A 20,412-nucleotide genomic window follows, 5' to 3' on the forward strand; every position below is an offset into this window, starting at 1 on the left:
TCTTCTCACTCCGCGGCGGCACGCAGGCACTGACGGTAATCGTAAGGCGGCGCGGACCGCGCTCATTCCGGTTTTTCTAGCGCGAAAGGTGCGCTAACCCGTGGGCAGAGACTTTGCCCAACGCAGGATGTCCGGCGTGACCGGATCGGTGATGTCATCGAATTCGGGATGCTTTTTCAGCACGCCGGCCACCATCTCGCATACCGGGACGACGCGTTTGCCGTCGGCGCGGGTGGCTTCGAGCGCTTCTTGCACCAGGATGGTCGCAAGGCCGCGTCCGCCGAACTCGTCGTCGATCTCGGTGTGGTAGAAAACGCGCTGGTTGCCGTGGTCGGCGACGGCGGCGTGTCCGACGGTTTTGCCTTCGACCGCGATGGTGTACTTGCCGTTTTCGGTGTTGACGGCGGTTTGGGCGCCGGTCTTATCGGTGGTCATGTGGCTTCCTTTCTATCCGGCTCTATCCGGCGGCGGGCGCGGCCGCAGGGTGGTCGTCGGAAGGGGAGGAGCGGGCAGCCGCGGCGGTGAGCCACGGTAGCCCGCAACGACGCCGAAACGGTCATCGCCGTCCTCCCACAGCCGGCGGTAGCCGACGATCTCGTCGTGGCTTCGACCGACGAAGTTCCACCACATCACCAACTGCTCTGTGAACGGGGTGCCACCCAACAGCAGGGTACGGGCGGGTCGGTCGCCGACGTTGCGCAGTCGCAGCGACGACCCGCCGGGGCCCAGATAGCCCATGTCGCCGACGCCCAAAGCCCTTCCGTGGATGGCGAGCGCGCCTTGGCCGCACAGTACGACGTGCTCGAACCCCGGCTGGACCTCAAGTGTGACGTCTGCACCGGCCTCCAAGTCGAGTTGTGCCCCCAACAGCGGAGTAAAGGCATGTACGGGTGAGCGACTACCAGCCAGCCGACCGAGAAAGACATGCGCGACGCCCCCGCGCAGCGAAACCGGTTCGGGCACATAGTGGGCGAAGTCGCGGCCGGTGTTGCGATCGGCGTCCGGCAGAGCCACCCACAGCTGCGCGCCGTGCAGAACCGGCGCCGCATCGCGGTTGATCGACACTTCGGAGTGGCAGATTCCGGCGCCCGCGGTCATCGAATTCAATTCCCCCGGCCGGACCAGCGCATGCACACCCGCGCTGTCGCGGTGCTCGATCTCGCCGCTGAACAACCAGCTGACGGTCTGCAGGCCGGTGTGTGGATGCGGCGGTACCACCATGCCCGCGGAACGGCGCACATCATGCGGTCCGTAGTGGTCGGCGAAGCACCATGCGCCGATCAGCGAGCGTTGCCGCTGTGGCAACGTGCGCCGTACACGGATGGCCCGCGGCCCGCCCAGCGGCACGTCACGCGGATATAGCACCTCGACATCGGCCACTTGCGCAGTGGCGCAGGCAATTTCGGCCGGCGAGGTCTCCAAGTTGCTCATCGTCCACCGTTCTGGGGAGCGGATAGGGCCGATACCGCGACACTCCCGCGGACGTCGTTGACCACTGAATTCGTGTCCGGTCGGCGCATGCGAGTGCCATAGGATTCATCGATATGGCCCAAAGCTTGCGAGTCGATCCGGCGGTTCTGAGATCGGCCGCAACCGCGATCGCACAAGTCGGAAGCGAGCTTTCCGGAATGGCCTTGGCGCAGCCGCTGAGCGGCATGACCGGCGCCCTGGCGGGTTTTCAGTGCGGCGCCGGCTGCCAACAGGCCGGCACCGCGCTGGACAACGCGTCCAAACGGGTGGGCAGCGATTTATCGGACCTTGCGGCAAAACTGCATTCAGCGGCCGAGAAATACGAGCAGACCGACAAGCATCTGGGCAGCGAGCTGGACAAAGCCCTGCAAGAGATCGACTGCGAAACCGGTGACGCTCCGCCCGAGGCGGGGCGCGAGACGGGCAATCAACCGGTGCCCATCCCGGTGGATCAGGTGACCTACCACCAGGACAACTTCGCGGCCGGGCCGGACGCCACTCGCGACTACATCAACCAGGCGCTCGACCAACTTGGAATCACCGACCCCGCGGCGCGGCAACGCTGGACCGACGGCTATCTGACGATGGCGTTGCGCGAGTCGAGTTATGACCCGAATGCGGTCAACGATTGGGACGTTAACGCAGAACCGCCGAATTCGACATACAGCGTGTCCGACGGCTACGGAAACGGGTGTTCGCGCGGGATCGTGCAGTGCGTCCCCGGGACGTTCGCGCAGTATCACCAGCCAGGCACTTCGAACGATATCTATGACCCGGTCGCCAACATTGGCGCGTCGATGAATTACGTGATGGGGCACTATGGCGTTTCCCGGGATGCGTCCAATCTGGCTGCTCTGGTTCCGCAAGCGGATCCCACCGCCGGCCCGCAGGGATACTGAGATGTCTCGGCGTGCAGCAGTGCTGGTGGCGATTCTGATAATGGGCACCTCGGTTCCCGCCGCCGCGGCGACCTCGGTTCCCGCCGCGGCCTGGATCAGCACCAACCGGCTCCCACTCGATGACAGCCAGCATTGGCCGGACCTGGCCGGCATTGCAGAAGCACCTAACGACAACGCTTTTCAGGCCGAACTGCTCTGCCGAGCCCGCGCCCCCGACAAGCGGTTGGTGGACGCCGTGGGCGTCGATGCAGCGCGGGCGCGGGTCGACAAAGGCCACAACGAATGGTCGCTGCAGCAGCAGATCGTGCACTACCCCGGCGACCCGTGGCGCATGGGGCAAACCGCGGATCAGTTGTTCACCTCGTTGCAGAACACGCTGACCAACTGTGGGCCAACGGCGCCCGGCGCCCGGGTGACGGTGACCACCCCGCGCTCACATTGCCCGAGCATCCAACGAGGCGGCTGTAGCGAAATAGCTGCCGTCGTCGATATGCCGTCCACCCAAACCAGCGCGCATGTGTATCTGGCGAGTGTCGGCAGTTCGGTCACCGAGTTGGCTGTCTGGTCGACCGGCGACCCGGGTGTGGGGTGGTCGGCACCCAGCGATGAGGACGTGTTTTCGGCGATGAATCCACCACTGTGCGCAGTGTGGGAATGCTGACCAGGGGCGCGCATGTCGTTCCCGTTCACGATTGGCCAGGTCGAGAAGGCGAATTTTGACGCCTTGACGCAGGCCGCACGCCAGGTGGGCGCGCGTCTGCGGACCATGCAGCAGCAGCTGAAGGCCGGACAAGATGCCCTCGACCGACTACGCGGGGGCTGGGAGGGGCAGGCGTCAGACGCGGCCGTCGCCAAAGTCGGGCGCACGCTCGAGCGGCAGCAGCGGATCGTCGACGCGCTGCAGCGGGTCCAAAAAGCGTTGTCCGAGAGCGGATCCCAATTGTCGGCGACGCGGGCCGGCGTTCTGCAGGGCGTCGAGCAGTCCGGTCAGCAGGGCTGGCAGGTGGCGAAGGACGGCGGGCTGTCGGTGCAGGAGGGCAAGGGCTTGGATCGGCTGGCCAAGATGAGTCCGGCGACGGCGATGAAACTGCAGCAGGTGGCCGCGACCAAGTCCCTGAACATCAAGCGGCAGTTGGCCGACCTGGACAAATACGACCGGCAGCTCGCCAAGCAGTTGCGTGAGGCGATCGACGACCTGGAGGGCTAGCCGCGATTCAGCGGGGCGGGCGCAGGACTTTCATCGCGATTCGCTTGACCGGCTCGGGAATCCGGTCCTGCACCGACAACGCGGCCTCGGCGGCCCGTGACCGCAGCGGCGCGCCGCGGCCGAACATCCGGTTCAGCGGTCCGCCGGACGGCTCGATCTCGAAATGCAGCGGCGGGGCGCCCTCCGAGGCACCCAGCGCCTGGGAGATGACGATCCGCTGAATCTCGCTGGTTCCCTCAAAGATGGTGTACAGCTTGGCATCTCGATACCACTTCTCCACCGGGTGGTCGGTGATGTAGCCCCAGCCGCCCAGCGTCTGGATGGCGCGTTCGGTGGCCCGGACCGCGACCTCGCTGGCGGCCATCTTCGACATCGAACCCTCGCCGCGGTCGAACGCGATGCCGTTAGCCGCCATCCAGGAAGCCCGCCACGTCAGTAGCCGGGCGGCGTCGATCTGAGTGGCCAGCTCCGCCAGCGGAAACGCGATGCCCTGGTTGTCGATGATCGGGCCGCCGAATGCTTCACGCTGGGTGGCGTAGGTGGTGGCGTATTCCAGTGCGGCGCGGGCGATGCCGATCGCTTGGGCGGCGACCATCGGCCGGGTCTGCTCGAACGTGCCCAGCGTGGCCGAGCCCGACTTTTGCCCGCCGGCGACCGCCTCGCGGGCCTTGGCCAGCTTGTGCTCCAGTTTCTCTTGCCCGCCAAGCAGATTCGCTTCGGGGATTCGGACGCCGTCGAAGCGCAACTCGGCGGTGTGCGACGCCCGGCAGCCCAGCTTGTCGAGTTTGCGAACCAGCTCCAACCCGGGCGTGCCGCCCGGAACCACGAACAGCGCCTGGCCGCGGTGACCGAGTTCCTCGTCGACGACGGCGTTGACCACATGCACGTTTGCGAGGCCGCCGTTACCGATCCACATCTTGTGGCCGTCGATGATCCAGTCGTCGCCGTCGCGGCGGGCGGTGGTCCGCAGGTTGCGGACGTCGCTGCCGCCCTCGGGTTCGGAGATCGCCAGTGCGGCGAGTTTGAGATCGCCCGGTGTACCGAAGCATTCCGGCGCCCACTCCAGCATCTGCTCGGGGGAGGCGGCCTGCCCGATCGCCGAGAGCGCCAGGGCCGGCATGACGATCGCCAAACCGATTCCGGCACAACCCCAAAACAGTTCCTCCATGAACATCGGCAGCGACAGCCCAGTCGGGTCACCGATCAGGTCGCGATAGAACAGCGGACTGTAGAAACCCTGCTGGGCGGCCTCCTCGAGCACCGGCCACGGGAATTCCTGACGCTGGTCGTACTCGAGTGCGACCGGACGGATCACCGATTCGGCGAACTCGTGGGTGCGCTTGGCCAGGTCATGCTGAGCCGCCGTCGGTGTCAAGTCGAAGGTCATGAATGCGGCCCCTGCCGTCGCGTCGTCCGAACGGACTGTTGCCGCTTTGGGGGTCGATCAAACCCGATCGGTCAGGCGGCTGACTGCGGACCGAGCGCGGTCGGCAGGTGAAACACCGCGGTAGTCACCGGCATGACGTCCTTCTCGCGGCGTGCGAGCAACGCGGCGTTTTCGGGTAGCTGCCTGGAGTTGATGTCGCCGACGGCGATCCGCCGCAACGTGTTGTGGGCCCGGGCGAGCTGTTCACGCTTGCGGTACTGCCCTCCCGGCAGTTTCACGCCCGCCCACACGCCGTACTCCTCCCGGTGCTCGACGGCGTAGTGGGCGCATCGGCGCTGCTGAGCAAGCGGGCAGCGGCGCAGACACAGCAGCCGGGCCTCGGTTGCCGACCGCTCATACGCGCGGGCCTTGGCGGCGCCGTCACCGCCGTGGTCATCGGCATAGCCGAACCATAATTCCGGATTGGCTGAACACGGGTACCCCATCCTGTCGTCCTCCCCTTACGACTGAAACGTAGACGGGAGCGTATACACGTTTCGCCCGGACCGCAAGGAAACGCGACGAACTCGTATATCACCATCCCTGAGAGCTTGGCTGTGTACTATCCGGATATGGCCGGAGCGCTACGGTGAGCCGCGAATCGGCGGGAGCGGCTATCCGAGCCCTCCGCGAGGCGCGGGACTGGTCGCTAGCCGACCTCGCAGCCGTCACCGGGGTCAGCATCATGGGGCTGAGCTACCTGGAGCGCGGCGCCCGCAAACCGCACAAAAGCACGGTTCAGAAGGTGGAAAATGGCCTGGGGCTGCCGCCCGGCACCTACGCGCAGCTTCTGACTGCCCCCGACCCGGAGGCCGAGTTGGCCCGATTGATGGCGTCCACGGCAGCCGAGCCGGCATCCGCCCGACCCGCCGCAGCGATTGTGGTAGACCGGCACAACGACACCGAAGTCCTGGAGAGATACGCCGAAGCTCAGCTGGAGGCGCTCCATACGGTGATCGAGCGTTTACCTGCGAAGACATCGAACGAATATGAGACGTATATTCTTTCTGTGATCGGACAATGCGCGAAGGCCGAACTCTTGGCCGCTAACTCCTGGCGGGTCGCGGTCAACGCCGATGCGGAATCGGCGGGCCGGATCATGCAGCATTTGGAAGCAATCGACGCCACCCGCAGCGCGCTGCTGCAGCGAATGCCGGTGAGCCTGAGCGCGCGATTCGACCTAGCGTGCTCACAGTCTCCGCTGCCGGAAGCGGTCATCGCGGCACTACTCGGGGTCACTGCCGACGAGATGTGGGACATCCGTAATCGCGGCGTCATCCCCCCGGGAGCGCTCCCACGCGTCCGGGCCTTCGTCGAACACGTCGGCAGCTAGGGCAAGACGTGAGTCAGGGGGAGCTGGAGGTACTGCGGCGTGCCCATCAACTGTTCATGGGCAACGTCCCCCGCGCGACCATGACTGCGGTCGAGCGTGAAGCACCGGGGGCCGCGCCGGCCGCCACTGGTGAAGGGGCGCAGCGGTACCGCCTCGCGCTCCACACCGGCCGCGAAGCCGTGCGCTCGGCCGCTCGCACCGACGCCGCGGCTGCGACGGTTTTCGCCGACGCACATCGGCACCACCTTGCCGCCCATGCGCAGACCAAGAGCGTGCTCGACGAGGCCCGGGCCGAGGCTGCGGTCGCGCCGGACACTCCGATCGCACAGCGCGAGGCGACGCGGCGCCGGGTGGTACGGCTACGCGCCCAGCGAGTACACGTGCTGTCGGCTCGCGAGCGGGCACGCCGGCACCGGACCGCGTTGCGGCTGCTGCGTTACCGCGCATCACGGCGGCGGGGCATGGGACTATCGCGGCTGCCCTCACCAAACGGCCGCACCGGGATCGCGGTGCGCGCCGCGCTGTCGCGGCTGGGCCGGCCGTATGTCTGGGGCGCAACCGGACCGGATCAGTTCGATTGTTCCGGCCTCATGCAATGGTCCTACGCGCAGGCCGGAATTCCGTTGAGCCGCACCACGTACCAGCAGATCCACGACGGTATCCCGGTGCCGCGCGCGCAGGTGCGACCAGGGGACCTGGTATTCCCGCATGCAGGCCACGTTCAGATGTCCATCGGCAACAACCTTGTCGTGGAAGCCCCGTACTCGGGCGCCACGGTCAGGATCAGCGCGCTGGGCAACAACGTGCAGATCAGACGCCCACTGCCGTAGTCCGGTCCAGGCTGTTAGCCAGTGAATTGTCGCGGGGTAGCGGCCCGGGTACCGTCGCCCCTCATGGCGGGGCCGCTCTTGCAACACCAGCTCGGGGACGCGGCCGAGGTCATAAGGTGCGCTGAATCCCGTCTGGCACACCAGAATTCGACGATCGCGCAGATTGACCTGCAAGTAGTCAGCGCGATACTGAATGCGCATCTGAAGACGTCAGACGGTCGCGATGCGCTCGACACTTTGCAGAACGAGGTGCAGACGGCCGTGCGGACCCGAACCGACCTGGACACTCCTTCCGGAGCGCGCGATTTCCAGCGCTTCCTGATTACCAAGCTCAGGGACATCCGCACCGTCGTGGCGGACACCGGCCTCGACGATACGTCGAAGTCAGCACTGATGGCGGCGTGGACGTCGCTGTACGACGTCTCCAGGACGGCGAGCGGCGACCAGGGCGACACGCGGTTATCCTCGGCACCCCCAGCCGGTTCGCCGGCGCCGGGCGATGCGGCAGATTTGGCGGACGACGAGCTGGATCCCTACCTCGATTCGCTCCTGGCCGACGACCCCGGCCTCGTCTCCACCGAAACGCCACCGCAAATTGCCACCGCAGCAATGCCGATGCCACCGGCCATGTCAGGGATGCCCAACCTCGGCGGGGGAGGGATGCCGAGTTGGGGGATGCCGGGCGGATTGCCGTTGCCGACCTTGCCACCGGAAATGGACCGTGAACAGCCGGCCGAGCACATCGACGAGGCGCAGCCGGAAGATCCACTGCCGCTCGAAGAACCAGCGCCGACCGAGGGTGACGACCGGGAGTCCGACGACTCGGCGCCCTCGGCCGTGCCGGAGCCTGCGCCGCCCGAAGGGCCGACGACGGTCACGCTCCCGAACGGCGAGACCGTCACCGCCGCCAGTCCGCAGCTTGCCGCCGCGATCAAATCCGCTGCCGGTGGCACACCTATCCCGGAGGCGTTCCGGCAACAGGGAATCACGGTTCCACCGCCCGGGACCGCGGTCGCCGAACCGGTCGACCCGTCGCGGGTCGCGCCGGGCGACATCGGCATGTTCACGGATCGGCACGCTCTTGCGCTGGGCAACGGCAAAGCCCTTCTCAACGGGCAGATCCAGCAGATCTCCACCGTGAAAGGACCCAGCTTCCTCGGCTGGGAGCACCCGCCCGCGCCGGCGGGCGTCGCCGCAGCGACCGAAGGACCGGCACCCACCAGGCCGGCCGCGCCACCACACTGAACGCGCCCAGGAGAACGGATACGTCAAGAGGAGAAACCGGATGTCAGAAAGAATCCGCGTGGTGCCGGCGGAGCTGCGCGCAGCGGCCGACCAGCACCAGCAAATGTCGGACTATCTGCGCACGATCCCGTCGTCGCATCCCGCGATTCAGGACAGCCTCGACTCGCTGGGGCCGATCTTCTGCGAATTGCGCGAGGCCGGACGTGATCTGCTGGACCAGCGGCGGCAGTGCTATGAACAGCAAGCCGACGACCATGCCGGTATCGCGCACAAGCTGCGGACAGCGGCAAACATGTGGGAACAGCACGAGGACGACGCCGCGCACAACCTCGGCAGCGTCGTCGACGACGCTCGATGAGCAACCCGAATCCCGATTTCGACACCGTTCACCCGAGTGGACACATCCTGGTCCGCTCCTGCCGGGGCGGCTATCTGCACAGCCTCAGACTGAGCGCCGCTGCGATGGAAACCGACGCCGAAACACTGGCCCAGGGCATTTTGCTGGCAGCGGACGTGTCCTACCTCAAGGCGGTGCTGGAAGTGCGCGGTGAGATTGTCGCGGCCGGGCACACCCCATCCGCCGAGGTGCCCACCGTTTACGATCTCGACGCGGCGATCGAGAAGTTACGGGCGCATCGACTGCGCCACCGCCCGGTCCGGTCCCGCCTAGGGTAGCCGTGTCGCGCCGGACGCGCCGCTGGGTGCGATACCCGTCGGAGGCTCGATGGGATTGGCGCCAAACAACTCTCGCGCGCGATCGAGCAACAGCCTAACTTCGTCGAGCTGCTGCTGCAGCGCAGAATCAGCCATGACCCCACGCTAGTTAGCCCGCGTGATGCCCACAATTCAGTGTTGGCCGCGCACCGGTACTCTTGGCCGGTGGCGATCTTCGGTCGGATCACGGCGCGTCAGCGCCTCCGGAGAGCGGCTCAGGAATCACTGGCGATTCCGCCCTTCGGCCCTGCGGTTGATTACGCCCCCTGGGTGGTCGGCGAGCTCTGGCCTGCAGAACTGTCCACAATCACACCCGAAAATGCTTCCGTCGCAAGGTATCTGCGAGCTGAACTGGATAAGATAGTCCGTTCGACCAACGAGCAGTTGCGCACGATCCGGGGCGCAGGACCGATGGGGCCGGCCCAGCAAGCAGAAGCGGCCCGAGTCGTCAACAGCGCCCGCGCGTTTGCTGCCGAACGGGTCGAGGCAGCGCTTCGCCAGCTCGACAAGAAGATAGGAGACCTTCCCACCGACAACCTGCCGTCGATCTCGGCCGGCCCCGGCGACGGACCAAGCGCCGAAGATACGCAGCGGCTGCCCATCATCACCGCGGCGCCGGAGGATCCGGCCGACGAGCAGCCGCCGACTCAAGAGGCGGAGGAGGTCGCTGCCCAACCCGAATCCGATCAGGAACGGTTGCATCGACTGGTCGAGTTCATGGCCCGCCAAGAACCCGGCTTGTGCTGGGCGGCGGGGGACCAGGAGAACGGCATGACCGTTGTCGCCACCGACCTCGCCGAAGGCTGGATACCTCCAGGTATTGCGGTACCGCCCGACGTGCGGTTGCTGCCGCCACAGCGCCGCACCGGCGACGTGGTAGCGATTCTCGGTCCCACGACCATCTCGGCGACCTACGCACCGGGCGATCCGCTGGCGTGGTCGTTCGGCTGGGCAACCGAACTCGACCCCGCCGCATATTCGGTGCGGGCCCGCCGGTTGCCGCCCATCGACGGCCTGGGCTGGCTGCTGGCCGGCGCCACACACATGCGCGACGGCCTGCCGCGGATGGTGCACACCTTGGCCAAGGCAGGCGCGGCGAAAACGCCCATCCTGGAAACGGAAATAGAGGAGCTGCGGGCCCACCTGGAAACCGCGCGGGTCCAGCTGCTGGCCCAGTACCCGGAAGTGGACCACGCGGTCCTGCTCAACTGCCTGCTGCTGGCCGCCACCGATGGCATCGCCACCGGAGACCGGCTGACAGCCAATTACCACTTCGCCTGGTACCAGGCACTCAACGCGCCACCACCCCACAAGCGGCCCACAAGGTGAGTTGACGCTGATCGCGGTCGTGGAAATACTGCCACGATGTCGGGGGTGGGCAGCCGCGCAGAACTGAGCGACAACGATCTCGTCGAGGAGGTTCTGCGGGATCTCAGCGAAGCAGCCGACCGATGGGCGGCCGTCGTCGCCGAGGCCGAGACGGTCAGCTACAGCGTCGATTTGGGAGACGCGCAGGTGGTGACCAATGCGGACGGCAAGCTGATCGCGTTGACGTTGCATCCGGACGTGATGGCCGGCTACACGCATTACGAACTGGCCGACCGATTGAATTTTGCCATCGCGGCGCTGCGTGCGGAAGCCGAAGTCGACAACCAGACCCGGTATGGCGGCACTATCCGATGACCCCGGATCCACTGACGCTAAGGGCATTCGAGCTGTTGAATCGCGCCCACAATCTCTACGGCGCCCGGCTGTCGGTCGGACCCGTCGAAGGCCGGGTGGCACCGCCCGGAATTTTCACGGAAACGGCGTACGCGGCACCGGCGACCGCCCGGGCGATCGCCGTGCTGCGTCACGCCGCGGCGACGGACACCGAATTGGACACCGTGGTGGCGGATGCCGGCGCGGACCGTGCCCACGCACGGCATGCCAGTCGGATGATCCTGGACGACGCGCACGCCGACCCGATGCCGGCAAGCGACACCGTCCTGGGCCGACGGGAAGCCATGCGCCGCATGGCCGCTCGGCTGCGCATGCAACGACGAAGCATCCAGCGCTCACGCCGGCATTCGCGGCTGCTGGCCCGACGGCTCCGGCGGCTCGACTACGTACACCGGCGGCGCGGCGCCCGTTCCGCTGCGGGCCCCATCTCGCTCAGCGCGGTGCGACATGAAAGACCTGCTCGCTCGAGTAACCGAACCAGAGAGTACATCTGCGCCGCATTGGATCACCTCGGCATCAATGACCCGGCGGCCCGGCGCAATTGGCTGCACGGATACCAGACGCTGATAGCCCGGGAATCGGGTGGCCGGCCATCGGCCGTCGCCTCCGAGCCGGCCACCGGACCGGGACCACTACAGGCCGACGGCCACCGGCTGGGCTACGCACGCGGCATCACACAGACGATCCCGATCACATTCGCCCGCTACCACCAACCGGGCACGTCGACCAGTATCTACGATCCGGTCGCCAATATCTGCGCGTCGATGAACTATGTGATGCACCGGTACGGCGTTGCGGCTAACGGCCACAACCTTATTGCGCAGGTTCAGCAGGCGGATGCGAACCGATCGCCGAAGGGATATTGATCGTGCCGCTCAATCTGTCGAACCGCGATCAGAACTCGGGCCACCTGTTCTACAACAGACGCCTGCGCGCCGCCATCACCCGGTATTCGGTCCAGATGAAACACGACGACCGAAAACAACAGGCCGCCTTGGTGTTGTCCGTGGTGTTCGCTGTGCTCGGTGCAGGCTGGATGGCGTTGCTGCACTTCATGAAACCCGCGGGCCTGGTCGGTCAGTCGGCGCTGATCGGCGACCGCGATACGGGAGCGGTGTACGCAAAGATCGACGGGCGGCTCTATCCTGCTCTGAATCTGACGTCCGCGCGGCTGGCCGTGGGAAACGCCGGCGATCCGACCTGGGTCCGGGCCGCCGAAATCGCCAGGTATCCGTCCGGGCCGATGATCGGCATCCCCGGGATACCCGACAACCTCACTGTCAGAACAGCGTCGACCTCGGCTTGGTCGATATGCGACACCGCGGCCCCCGGGGGCAGCACCGCGTCACCGGTGGTGACCTCGATCGCCGGGGAGCTGCCCGACGCGGCCCCCGCCGTGCCGATCCGAGCCGACCAGGCCATCCTGGTGACCCATCGGGAGTCCACCTACGTGATCTGGGGCGGGCATCGGTCACGTATCGACCCCGCGGAGCGATCGGTGACGTTCAACCTGGGTCTGGACCCCGGCGTGACACGCGCCATCGGCATCTCCAATGCACTGTTCGACGCCATGCCTGCGACGGAACCGATTGCGGTTCCGCCGATTCCGGAAGCGGGAACCCCGTCGACATGGTTGACGGAAGCGACGGTGGGCAGTGTGCTGGAAACACGCGACGCCAACGGCGTGGTCAACGGCTTCTATGTGCTGCTGTCCGAAGGTGTGCAGAAGATCAACGGCTTCGTCGCAGATTTGTTGCGGACTGCGGATCCGCGCGGCATTGCCGCACCCAGGCTGGTTTCGCCCGGCAAGCTGGTCAACATTCCAACGATCGACAAACTCAACGTCGACTACTACCCGACGGGAAAGCTGACCTTTGTCGATACCGCTGCTAGCCCCGTCACCTGCCTCACGTGGACGAAACAACCCGGCGACCGGCAGGCCGCCATCAGGATCGTCAGTGGTCGGCGCCTGCCGGTGCCGGTCAGCATGGACTCCCACGTGGTGTCGCTGGTGCGCGACGACCGCAGCCTCGATTCGGTGGAAGCCGACCAGACATTAGTGTTGCCCGGCGCAGCGAATCTTGTTGCGACAACCAGCGGTGTCGTCACGTCCGACAGCCGGGAAAGCCTGTACTGGCTTTCACCGCAGGGAGTGCGGTACGGAATCCAGTGGGACAAAACAACCTTGCATGCGCTGGCGCTGAATCCGCGCGGCGCCCTGCAGGCGCCGTGGTCGATCATTCGCACTTTTGCGCCCGGGCCGGCGATCAGTCGGGAAAACGCTCTGGTGGCCCGCGACACCATCGACGGCGGCGCAGTCGCGCCGGTTACGCCATACAGTCACGAAGTGGCCGAAGGTTAGCCGTGTCGAAACGAGGGTTCGTGCCGCCTGCCCGCACGCCACCGCCGATCGTTCCGCCCACCCGGGTGGCGGTAGCTGCGCCGCTGGCGCTGCCTGAGCACGAACCGCGAAACATCCTGCTGATGGTCGCCCTGCCCGCCGTTTTGGTGGGGATCCTGGGAACGCTGGTGGTGATGTACACCTCCGGTGTCCGCTCTTTGCAGTCGGGTTTCTTCCCGATGATGGGGCTGTTCGGTTTCGGTGCCCTCATGGTCAGCGGCCGGTTTGGGCGTGGGCGCCGGATCACGTGGGGCGAACAGGAAAAGCAGCGCCGCGTGTACTTGCGTCAACTCGACGAGCATCGCGATCAGTTGCAGCGCCTCGCGCAGGATCAGCGGGCCAGCCAACTGTTCGTCCATGCCGATCCGCAGCGTTTGGATACCGTCATCGGCGGCCCACGGATGTGGGAGCGCCGGCCCGGTGATCCGGATTTTCTCGACGTCCGCCTCGGGATCGGGGTGCAGCAAACCGGCGACTCAGCGGTGTCGCTGCAATGGCCCGACGTCCCGGTAGGAGAAGAACTGGAGCCGGTAACCGGCGCCGCGCTACGGGATTTCATCCTGGCGCACAGCAAGATCCGTGGCATCGGAAAAGTGCTGAGCTTGCGTTCGAGGCCGGGCTTCAGTTTCATCGGTGATTCAGCCGAACTGCACAGCCTGATGCGTTCGATCCTGTGCTCGCTCGCGGTCTATCACGGCGCAGGCGATGTCAAGTTCTTGGTCGTCACCCGCCGTCCCCAGCAGTGGACCTGGCTGGTGTGGCTGCCGCACAACCAGCATGACGAAATGTTCGATGCCTGCGGGCATCGGCGTTTGGTGTTCACCTCACCCACCGAACTCGAGGAAGCACTCGATACCGAGTTGCACCGCAAGGGGCGAGGGCCGTGGACCCCACCGACGGGGTCGAGCCCGACGTTGACCCCGTCGCCGATGGAACCGCGCCCAGGCTTGGCGCTCGGCCCGCACTGGCTGATCGTCGACGACGCGGCCGGCACGCCCGAGGGTTGGGAGGGGGTTACCGGGCAGAAGGGCATGGCCGGAATCACCGTGCTGCGGTTGGGGACTCGTCCCGGCATCGGGGTGGGCTTCGCCGACGACGAGCGATTCACGCTGCGCGATGGAAGGCTCTGGCACCGCGACGCGTTCTACGCCGTCGCCGATACGCTCACCGACAGCACCGCCAACCGCTATGCGCGAAAGCTGGCACGATGGTCATTGACCAGCGTCGGCGAGCCGCGGGAAACAGACAGCCAGGGCGGGGAACTGCTGCGGGCGCTGGGCATCGGTGATCCCCGCCAACTCGACGTCGACCGGCTCTGGGCGGAAAGCCGCGGGCGCGGCGACCAGAACTGGGCAATGGTACCGGTCGGAGTGAAACCCAGCGGGGAAGTGCAGCATGTCATCCTGCGCGCCAAGGACTTCGGCGGCTTCGGATTCCATTCGGTGGTGATCGGTACGTCCGGCTCCGGCAAGTCGGAATACTTCCTGTCGCTGTGCAGCGGCATCGCGCTGACCCATTCGCCGGAAGCGTTCACTGTAATTTTCGTTGACATGAAGTTCGAGTCCGCTGCCCAAGATCTACAGGGATTCCCGCATGTTGCCGGCTCCCTGTCCAACCTGGGCAACGACGAGCGGCACCTCGCCGAGCGGATGCGCAAAGCCATCAACGGCGAAATAGCCAGGCGCTATCGCCTCTTCAAGGATGCCGGTGCCCGCGACGCCAACGAGTACGAGGAGATGCGCCTGGCCGGCCGTGATCTGGAGCCGGTGCCGATCCTGCTGGTCATCATCGACGAGTACCTGGAGTTGTTCGTCCACCATCCGAATTGGGTCGACCTGGTGATCCACATCGGGCAGGAAGGCCGTGGCTGCAACGTGTTCTTCACGCTGGGCGGTCAGCGACTGGACCTGTCGTCGCTGAGTAAAGTCAAAAGCAACATCGCTTTCCGGGTAGCGCTGCGCGCCGAGACCGCCGAGGATTCCCGCGACGTCATCGGCAGCGATGCGGCGCTGCACCTGCCGTCGAAAGAGAACGGCTACGCGCTGCTCAAGGTCGGGCCGCGAGATTTGGAACAGTTCCGCTGCTTTTATGTGTCGGCACCGTTTGTGCTGCCCCGCAAGACCGACCACCTGAACCGGACCGTCGACCGCAGCTTTTCCAAGCCCCGCCTACTCACCTGGGAATACCAGCCGCTGAGCGCCACAGACAGCGCTGCACTTGCTTCCGGCGAGCCGGAACACGCGGATGAGTTCTTGTTCGACTCCGACGGCTTCCGGAAGAAGAAACTCGTCGACATCATCCGCGAATCGCTGGTCTCTCACCCGGTGCGGCCGCCGCACCAGATCTGGCTTGCGCCTTTGGACGTCAGCGAACCGATCGACGCAGTGGTGGCGCGCTGGCGCGGTAAGCCGTGGACTGTCGGCTACGGGCAGAACCCAGGGCTGGTCTTGCCTGTCGGAGTGGTCGATATTCCCGAGGAGCATGCCCAGCATGTACATGCGATCGACGCAGAGATGGACAACATCATGGTGGTCGCCACGGCGCAGCGCGGTAAGTCGACGACTTTGATGACGCTGATCGTGTCCGCCGCGCTGATGTACCGGCCGGAACGGCTCACCTTCTTCTGCATCGGCGCATCACTGTATCCAGTCGACGACGTCCCGCACGTCGCCTCAGTGGTCAGCTTGACTGACAGCGAGGGCGTTTCGCGCACGATATCCGCGATCGAGGCGCTGATCCTCGCCCGAGAGGTCTCGTTCAAACATCACCAAATCGACATCTGCGAGTTCCGTGAACGACGGTTCGGCGCAGGCAGGGGCGGCACCGATATGAGTGACAAATTCGGCGACGTCTTCCTGGTCATCGACAACTTCGGGGACCTGTATGAGAAGGAGCCCGCCCTTGGTGACCGCGCGATCGCCATTGCCCGGCAGGGACTGTCCTACGGTGTGCACGTCATGAGCAGCGCCAACGCGTGGCTCGTCGGGCAGAAGCAGGCGCTGCTCAACGTGTCGAATGCGCGAATCCAGCTGCGGCTCAGCAATCCGGAGGAGTCGCAGATGGGTACCACCATCGACCAGCGCAAGGCGGCGCGAAACACCTTGGACCGCCCCGGCTTCGGCCTTACCAGACAAGGCCACGAGCTGCTGATCGCGATGCCGGAGATCAGCGCCGCCGACGGCGCGCGAGTGGTGGCGCGCGAGGTCGGTCCTCGAATCGCCGAGCTGACCGGCACACGCAAGTTGGAGAGCCTCGCGAGGCTGCCCGGATCCATTCCGCTGCGCCAGGTGTTGGACAGCTTCGCCGCCACACCCGGGGCCGAGGACAGCCTGGACATTCCCTTCGCGGTCGGTGAAAGCGCCTTGCAGCCCGTATCGCTCCCGATGCGACGATTACCCAACCTACTCGTGGTCGGCCGCCAATTGTGCGGGAAGACGACAACTTTGGCTGCGATCGGCCTGGCAATCGCGAGTCGGCTTGAGCCGGAGCAGGCGCAGATAACGATCATCGATCCGAAGACGTCACTGATTGGCCGGATCCGAGCGCCACACGTACGCACCTATGCGTACACGCCCGACCACATCGACGATGTGATCGCGAAATTGGCGCAGATCATGCGCGACCGGCTGCCGCCCCTGGGCTTGAGCCAGGACGAACTGCTCGACCGGCGCGGCTGGGACGGTCCACACCACTTCGTTCTGATCGACGACGAGCAAGAGCTGCGCCCGCATGGTGGCATCGGAAAGCCCGCCGCCACCGCACCTTTGTGGGGACTGATCGAACGTGGACGTGAAATCGGTCTGCATGTCATCGCCTCGCGTCTGCCGGGCAACTGGGCGGGGGTGTCGGTGATGAACCTGTTCTTGCAGAAGATGACCGATTCGCGTGCGCCCACCCTGTTCATGGACAACGATCCGGCGGCGGTCAAAGTCTTCGGGCGGGTCAGTGCTCAGCAGCTGCCTCCCGGCCGAGGGTTGTTGGTGACGACAGACGGAGCAGTCGAGGGGGTGCTGGTCGGCACCCCTGAAGCAGGTTCTCAATGACAAGGAGATATCGTGTTGCCACTCAACGTAATACCGGGCGCCGTCGATGCGTCGGCGGCGATTGAAGCGGCAATCAGTACGGAATCCGCGGCGGCTACGGCGACTGCCGCGGCCGTGCTCACAACTGTGGCACCCATGGCTGCGGATCAGGATTCGGTCGAATTCGCGGCTGCCTTGAACGCGACGGGTGCCGCCTACCTTGCAGCCGCCGCAGAGCACGTCGGGCAACGTGCGGGATATGCGGGCAGCCAAGCGCTCGCGTCCGGCACCTACGTGGCCACCGAGGCGATCCGCGCCACCAACCTGGCCTAGCCCGGACATCATGCCTGACCCCAGGTGGGCCGGCCCGCCGGAGGCGATCGCGATCATTTTCGAAACCGGTTGTCCGGCCGCGGTGCTGGCGAACAATGCGGCATGGGCGGCCGAATCAGCCTGCCATGAGACATCGGCCGGGCTTTCGGCGATCAACATGGCGGCCACCGCAGCGTTGTGGCAGGGCGTGGGTGCGACCGCCTCGACGGCGGCAGGGCTAGGACTCAACGCCGGGCTACAGATGCTGGTCGGCTGGATCGCGGAAAAGGTCGCGGTTACGCAAGCCGCCGTGGACGCTTTCACCAGCGCGCGGTCCGCCGTGATTCCCTCGGCGGTATGTCAGGCCAACCGCGATGAGTGGGCCACCGCCAACGCCACGAACTTCTTCGGGATACGGACACCCGAGATCGTGGCACTGGACAGCGAATACTTCGGTGAGCACTGGCCGCACAATTCGAGTGTGGGGTGGGCGTATTCGGGTGCGCTGAGCACCCTGATGGCCGCATTGGCAGTCCCGCCGCCCGTTGCCCCGATGGGCGCGTCGCCGGCGGCCCCGGTGGCGGCGGGCGAGGCCGTCGCGCAGGCGGCCGCGCAAACCGGAATGAGCGACGCGATGCGGGCTTCCGGGCAAGCCACGCAGACCGTGAGCGCACCAGCCGATGCGACCGGACAGGTCGGCTCACTCACCCAACCGTTGCAGCAGGGGCTGTCGAGTGCGATGCAGCCGTTGACAACGCTGGTGCAGTCACCGATGCAAGCGGTGCAAGGATCAGCCAGCATGCCTCAAGCGCTGATGCAGTCAGTCACTGGCGTGTTCCCGGCTGCCTTCACCGCTGCGCCCGAAGCCGTAGCCGAGTCCGCGGTCGCCGGAGGTGGGCCCGCAGGAGGGTCAGGAGCCGGAACACCAAGCACCACAGGCGGTATGGGCGCCTACCCGGGTGCGGGGTTGACCAGCTATACCCGTCCCACCAACAGCTTCGAGGCGCCGACCGGGGGGAGGCCGACGGGGTCGCGGGCCGATTCGCTGGGCGCGCTGCGTGAAGTGCATGGGCTGACGACCACGTCGGTGGCGGGCGGCGCAGCAATGCCGCTTTCGGCCGGTCTGCCCGCGCGCGAAGGCGGCGGGCCGGAGAAAAAGTCGATGACTCGCGCACGCGTTTCGGTTGGGCACGGGGAAGACAAACCGGACTGAGGCGCGGTGATCAACCAAGCCGGTTCGTGCATCGATCCGGAACGGCTAACAGCTTGTCAGTGGGTGAAGTGATACGGCGCCGTACGTGCTTAGACTTCGAGCCAACCTCCGGGTCGGAGGTACGCGGAAATGAAAATCTAGGAGCAGGCATGCCAAACGCTACGGTCGTGACACCGGAATTGCTGCGTAGCACCCAGCAGGCCATCGAATCGGCATTGCAGTATGCAACCGCAGTCGCCAACGACTACTTGAGCGGTCACGAAAACGTCATCAATGTGTCGACTTGGCATGGCCAGGCCGGGTTCACGTCGTTGGCCACCGCGGGGCAAATCAACCACGATCTGCAGCAGACGGTGGTCGGCGGTCAACGCTTGGCCCACGGGCTGGGGCAGGCTGCCGTGCTGATGGAAAATCACGAAGTCGATGCGTCCCATGGCTTTACCGGTCTGTTCGGCACACATTAGTCAAGTAAAGGAATCAGAAATATGTCCGACCAAATCACCTACAACTACGGGGCGGTCAGCGGTTTCGCATCAGATGTCGCCTCGCGGGCAGCTCAACTGATGGAAATCCACGACGACATCCAGCACCGCACCCAGGCGCTGGCAGATTTCTTCCAAGGTGCCGGTGCGACAGCATTTTTCGATGCCCAACAACAGATGCTGCACGGCTTGGAGGGCCTGATCCAGACCGTCAGCCAGCACGGCCACGTCGTGAACAACACCGCCGAAAGCGCCCAGGCAACCGACCAGGCGATCAGCCAGGCCTTCATCTGAAACGTGTAGTAAGGCGGCACGGTGTTAACTACCACCGTTGACGGTTTGTGGGTCCTTCAGGTTCTCACCGGTACGGAGGTGATCGCACCGGAGCTGGGACTGCGGCCCCATCTGCCCAGCGGTGAGAGCAGACAAGTGGCGTTGGCTCATCCAGTGACCGCCGAATTGCGTGAACAGGGCGTCGTTGACGCGCGGGGGGAAGTCGATGCTCCTGTCGCGGAGTGGCTCACCGTGTTGTGCCGCCGAGACGTCGCACTGTTTGCCCAGCGCCAAGCACCGGGCGCGCCTGCGGCGGCGCAAACGCTTGTAGCGCGATACGCCGGTTGGTCGGTGGCGATCGAGCGGTCGGCGGAACTGATCCGGATCCGCGGCGCGGGAGCCGCCGTGACCGAGGATGCGGCCGACGCCCTGCTGAGCGCCCAAATCGAGTATGTATGCGGGCCGGCAGCACCGGCGCCGTTACGGCCGGTGACCATAGAGCGCGGAGCACTGCGCGCCGCGGCGACCAGCCCAAAGACGTTGCGCCGGTTCTTGGTTGAGGAACGACTCGACGCCGATCAGGTCCTGCTGCTGATGTCGGCTGTCGAGACCCGGCGCACGGTCCAGACATCAGTCGTGGCGCTCCAATCCGGCACCACCCGGGCACACATCGACGACGGCGCAGTGACGATCATCGACACTCCCGACGGTCGCCTGGTGGCCGAGCATGTGCTATCCGGCGGCAGAACCTGGATGATCGTCGCGCCCGGTACGTCGAGCAGCATTGTGTCGGCGGTGAGCCGCATGATGCAGCGCCTGCCCGCGCAAGAAGAGTGGCATTCACATCGAAAAGTCTTCTAGGG

General features: G+C 65.8%; 23 protein-coding genes. 18 read left to right on the plus strand and 5 right to left on the minus strand.

Going from position 1 to position 20,412, the window contains the following annotated elements; all coding sequences use genetic code 11:
* Positions 1-93: 93 nt before the first annotated feature.
* Positions 94-435 carry a GNAT family N-acetyltransferase gene (locus AWB95_RS21570; RefSeq protein ID WP_062539982.1) on the minus strand — a complete coding sequence of 114 codons (342 nt, stop codon included), beginning with the start codon at positions 433-435 and terminating at the stop codon, positions 94-96.
* A gap of 12 nt (positions 436-447) precedes the next feature.
* A complete protein-coding gene (locus AWB95_RS21575; RefSeq protein WP_062539981.1) occupies positions 448-1,431 on the minus strand; it encodes a pirin family protein in 984 nt (327 codons plus the stop codon).
* A 113-nt stretch (positions 1,432-1,544) separates the two neighbouring features.
* Here AWB95_RS21575 and AWB95_RS21580 point away from each other — a divergent pair, with 113 nt between their 5' ends.
* From AWB95_RS21580 to AWB95_RS21590, 3 genes are read left to right on the plus strand one after another with little or no spacing between them, the layout of a single operon-like run.
* Entirely contained in the window at positions 1,545-2,369 is an 825-nt protein-coding gene (locus tag AWB95_RS21580; protein WP_062539980.1) for a type VII secretion target, read from the plus strand.
* Between the two features lie 25 nt (positions 2,370-2,394).
* A complete protein-coding gene (locus tag AWB95_RS21585; protein ID WP_139818538.1) occupies positions 2,395-3,030 on the plus strand; it encodes a hypothetical protein in 636 nt (211 codons plus the stop codon).
* A gap of 12 nt (positions 3,031-3,042) precedes the next feature.
* A complete protein-coding gene (locus AWB95_RS21590) occupies positions 3,043-3,576 on the plus strand; it encodes a WXG100 family type VII secretion target (RefSeq protein ID WP_062539978.1) in 534 nt (177 codons plus the stop codon).
* A 7-nt stretch (positions 3,577-3,583) separates the two neighbouring features.
* Here AWB95_RS21590 and AWB95_RS21595 read toward each other — a convergent pair whose 3' ends face one another.
* Both AWB95_RS21595 and AWB95_RS21600 read right to left on the minus strand, forming a co-directional pair.
* Positions 3,584-4,963 (minus strand): acyl-CoA dehydrogenase family protein, encoded by a 1,380-nt coding sequence (locus AWB95_RS21595; RefSeq protein ID WP_062539977.1) that lies wholly within the window; start codon positions 4,961-4,963, stop codon positions 3,584-3,586.
* 71 nt (positions 4,964-5,034) lie between these two features.
* Entirely contained in the window at positions 5,035-5,448 is a 414-nt protein-coding gene (locus AWB95_RS21600) for a WhiB family transcriptional regulator (RefSeq protein WP_062539976.1), read from the minus strand.
* A gap of 143 nt (positions 5,449-5,591) precedes the next feature.
* On the opposite strand from AWB95_RS21600, the gene AWB95_RS21605 reads away from it, so the two are divergent.
* The 5 genes from AWB95_RS21605 (at position 5,592) to AWB95_RS21625 (ending at position 9,085) form a co-directional block, all read left to right on the plus strand.
* Positions 5,592-6,335: a helix-turn-helix domain-containing protein gene (locus AWB95_RS21605; protein ID WP_062539975.1), complete on the plus strand. Its 744-nt coding sequence runs from the start codon at positions 5,592-5,594 to the stop codon at positions 6,333-6,335.
* An 8-nt stretch (positions 6,336-6,343) separates the two neighbouring features.
* Positions 6,344-7,165 (plus strand): C40 family peptidase, encoded by an 822-nt coding sequence (locus AWB95_RS21610; RefSeq protein WP_085168627.1) that lies wholly within the window; start codon positions 6,344-6,346, stop codon positions 7,163-7,165.
* A gap of 63 nt (positions 7,166-7,228) precedes the next feature.
* Positions 7,229-8,410, plus strand: a complete 1,182-nt coding sequence (locus AWB95_RS21615; protein WP_062538699.1) for a DUF4226 domain-containing protein — start codon at positions 7,229-7,231, stop codon at positions 8,408-8,410.
* Between the two features lie 40 nt (positions 8,411-8,450).
* Complete coding sequence (locus tag AWB95_RS21620) at positions 8,451-8,768, plus strand: ESX-1 secretion-associated protein (RefSeq protein WP_062538700.1); 318 nt, start codon at positions 8,451-8,453, stop codon at positions 8,766-8,768.
* Positions 8,765-9,085 (plus strand): DUF2694 family protein, encoded by a 321-nt coding sequence (locus tag AWB95_RS21625; protein WP_062538701.1) that lies wholly within the window; start codon positions 8,765-8,767, stop codon positions 9,083-9,085. The genes AWB95_RS21620 and AWB95_RS21625 overlap by 4 nt, the downstream gene beginning before the upstream one ends.
* Here AWB95_RS21625 and AWB95_RS23390 read toward each other — a convergent pair.
* Entirely contained in the window at positions 9,077-9,220 is a 144-nt protein-coding gene (locus AWB95_RS23390; protein ID WP_169714726.1) for a hypothetical protein, read from the minus strand. The genes AWB95_RS21625 and AWB95_RS23390 overlap by 9 nt on opposite strands.
* A gap of 315 nt (positions 9,221-9,535) precedes the next feature.
* Between AWB95_RS23390 and AWB95_RS21630 the strand changes: the two genes are divergently transcribed.
* The 10 genes from AWB95_RS21630 (at position 9,536) to AWB95_RS21675 (ending at position 20,410) form a co-directional block, all read left to right on the plus strand.
* Positions 9,536-10,453, plus strand: a complete 918-nt coding sequence (locus AWB95_RS21630) for a DUF5631 domain-containing protein (RefSeq protein ID WP_306306542.1) — start codon at positions 9,536-9,538, stop codon at positions 10,451-10,453.
* Positions 10,454-10,489: 36 nt separating this feature from the next.
* Entirely contained in the window at positions 10,490-10,807 is a 318-nt protein-coding gene (locus tag AWB95_RS21635; protein WP_062538703.1) for a DUF2710 family protein, read from the plus strand.
* Positions 10,804-11,712 (plus strand): transglycosylase SLT domain-containing protein, encoded by a 909-nt coding sequence (locus AWB95_RS21640; RefSeq protein WP_062538704.1) that lies wholly within the window; start codon positions 10,804-10,806, stop codon positions 11,710-11,712. Before AWB95_RS21635 ends, AWB95_RS21640 begins: the two co-directional genes overlap by 4 nt.
* A gap of 2 nt (positions 11,713-11,714) precedes the next feature.
* On the plus strand, positions 11,715-13,208 hold the full coding sequence (eccB, locus tag AWB95_RS21645) for a type VII secretion protein EccB (RefSeq protein WP_062538705.1): 1,494 nt from the start codon (positions 11,715-11,717) through the stop codon (positions 13,206-13,208).
* Positions 13,209-13,210: 2 nt separating this feature from the next.
* Entirely contained in the window at positions 13,211-17,290 is a 4,080-nt protein-coding gene (gene eccCa / locus AWB95_RS21650) for a type VII secretion protein EccCa (RefSeq protein WP_062538706.1), read from the plus strand.
* Between the two features lie 12 nt (positions 17,291-17,302).
* A complete protein-coding gene (locus AWB95_RS21655; RefSeq protein ID WP_373280750.1) occupies positions 17,303-17,602 on the plus strand; it encodes a PE domain-containing protein in 300 nt (99 codons plus the stop codon).
* Between the two features lie 10 nt (positions 17,603-17,612).
* Positions 17,613-18,794, plus strand: coding sequence for a PPE domain-containing protein (locus tag AWB95_RS21660; RefSeq protein WP_062538707.1), 1,182 nt, complete (start codon positions 17,613-17,615; stop codon positions 18,792-18,794).
* Positions 18,795-18,961: 167 nt separating this feature from the next.
* On the plus strand, positions 18,962-19,258 hold the full coding sequence (locus AWB95_RS21665; protein WP_084706941.1) for a hypothetical protein: 297 nt from the start codon (positions 18,962-18,964) through the stop codon (positions 19,256-19,258).
* A 21-nt stretch (positions 19,259-19,279) separates the two neighbouring features.
* A complete protein-coding gene (locus AWB95_RS21670) occupies positions 19,280-19,570 on the plus strand; it encodes a WXG100 family type VII secretion target (RefSeq protein ID WP_062538709.1) in 291 nt (96 codons plus the stop codon).
* Between the two features lie 21 nt (positions 19,571-19,591).
* Positions 19,592-20,410, plus strand: coding sequence for an ESX secretion-associated protein EspG (locus AWB95_RS21675; protein ID WP_062538710.1), 819 nt, complete (start codon positions 19,592-19,594; stop codon positions 20,408-20,410).
* Positions 20,411-20,412 lie beyond the last annotated feature (2 nt).

The organism is Mycobacterium celatum (assembly GCF_002101595.1).
Lineage (GTDB): Bacteria > Actinomycetota > Actinomycetes > Mycobacteriales > Mycobacteriaceae > Mycobacterium > Mycobacterium celatum.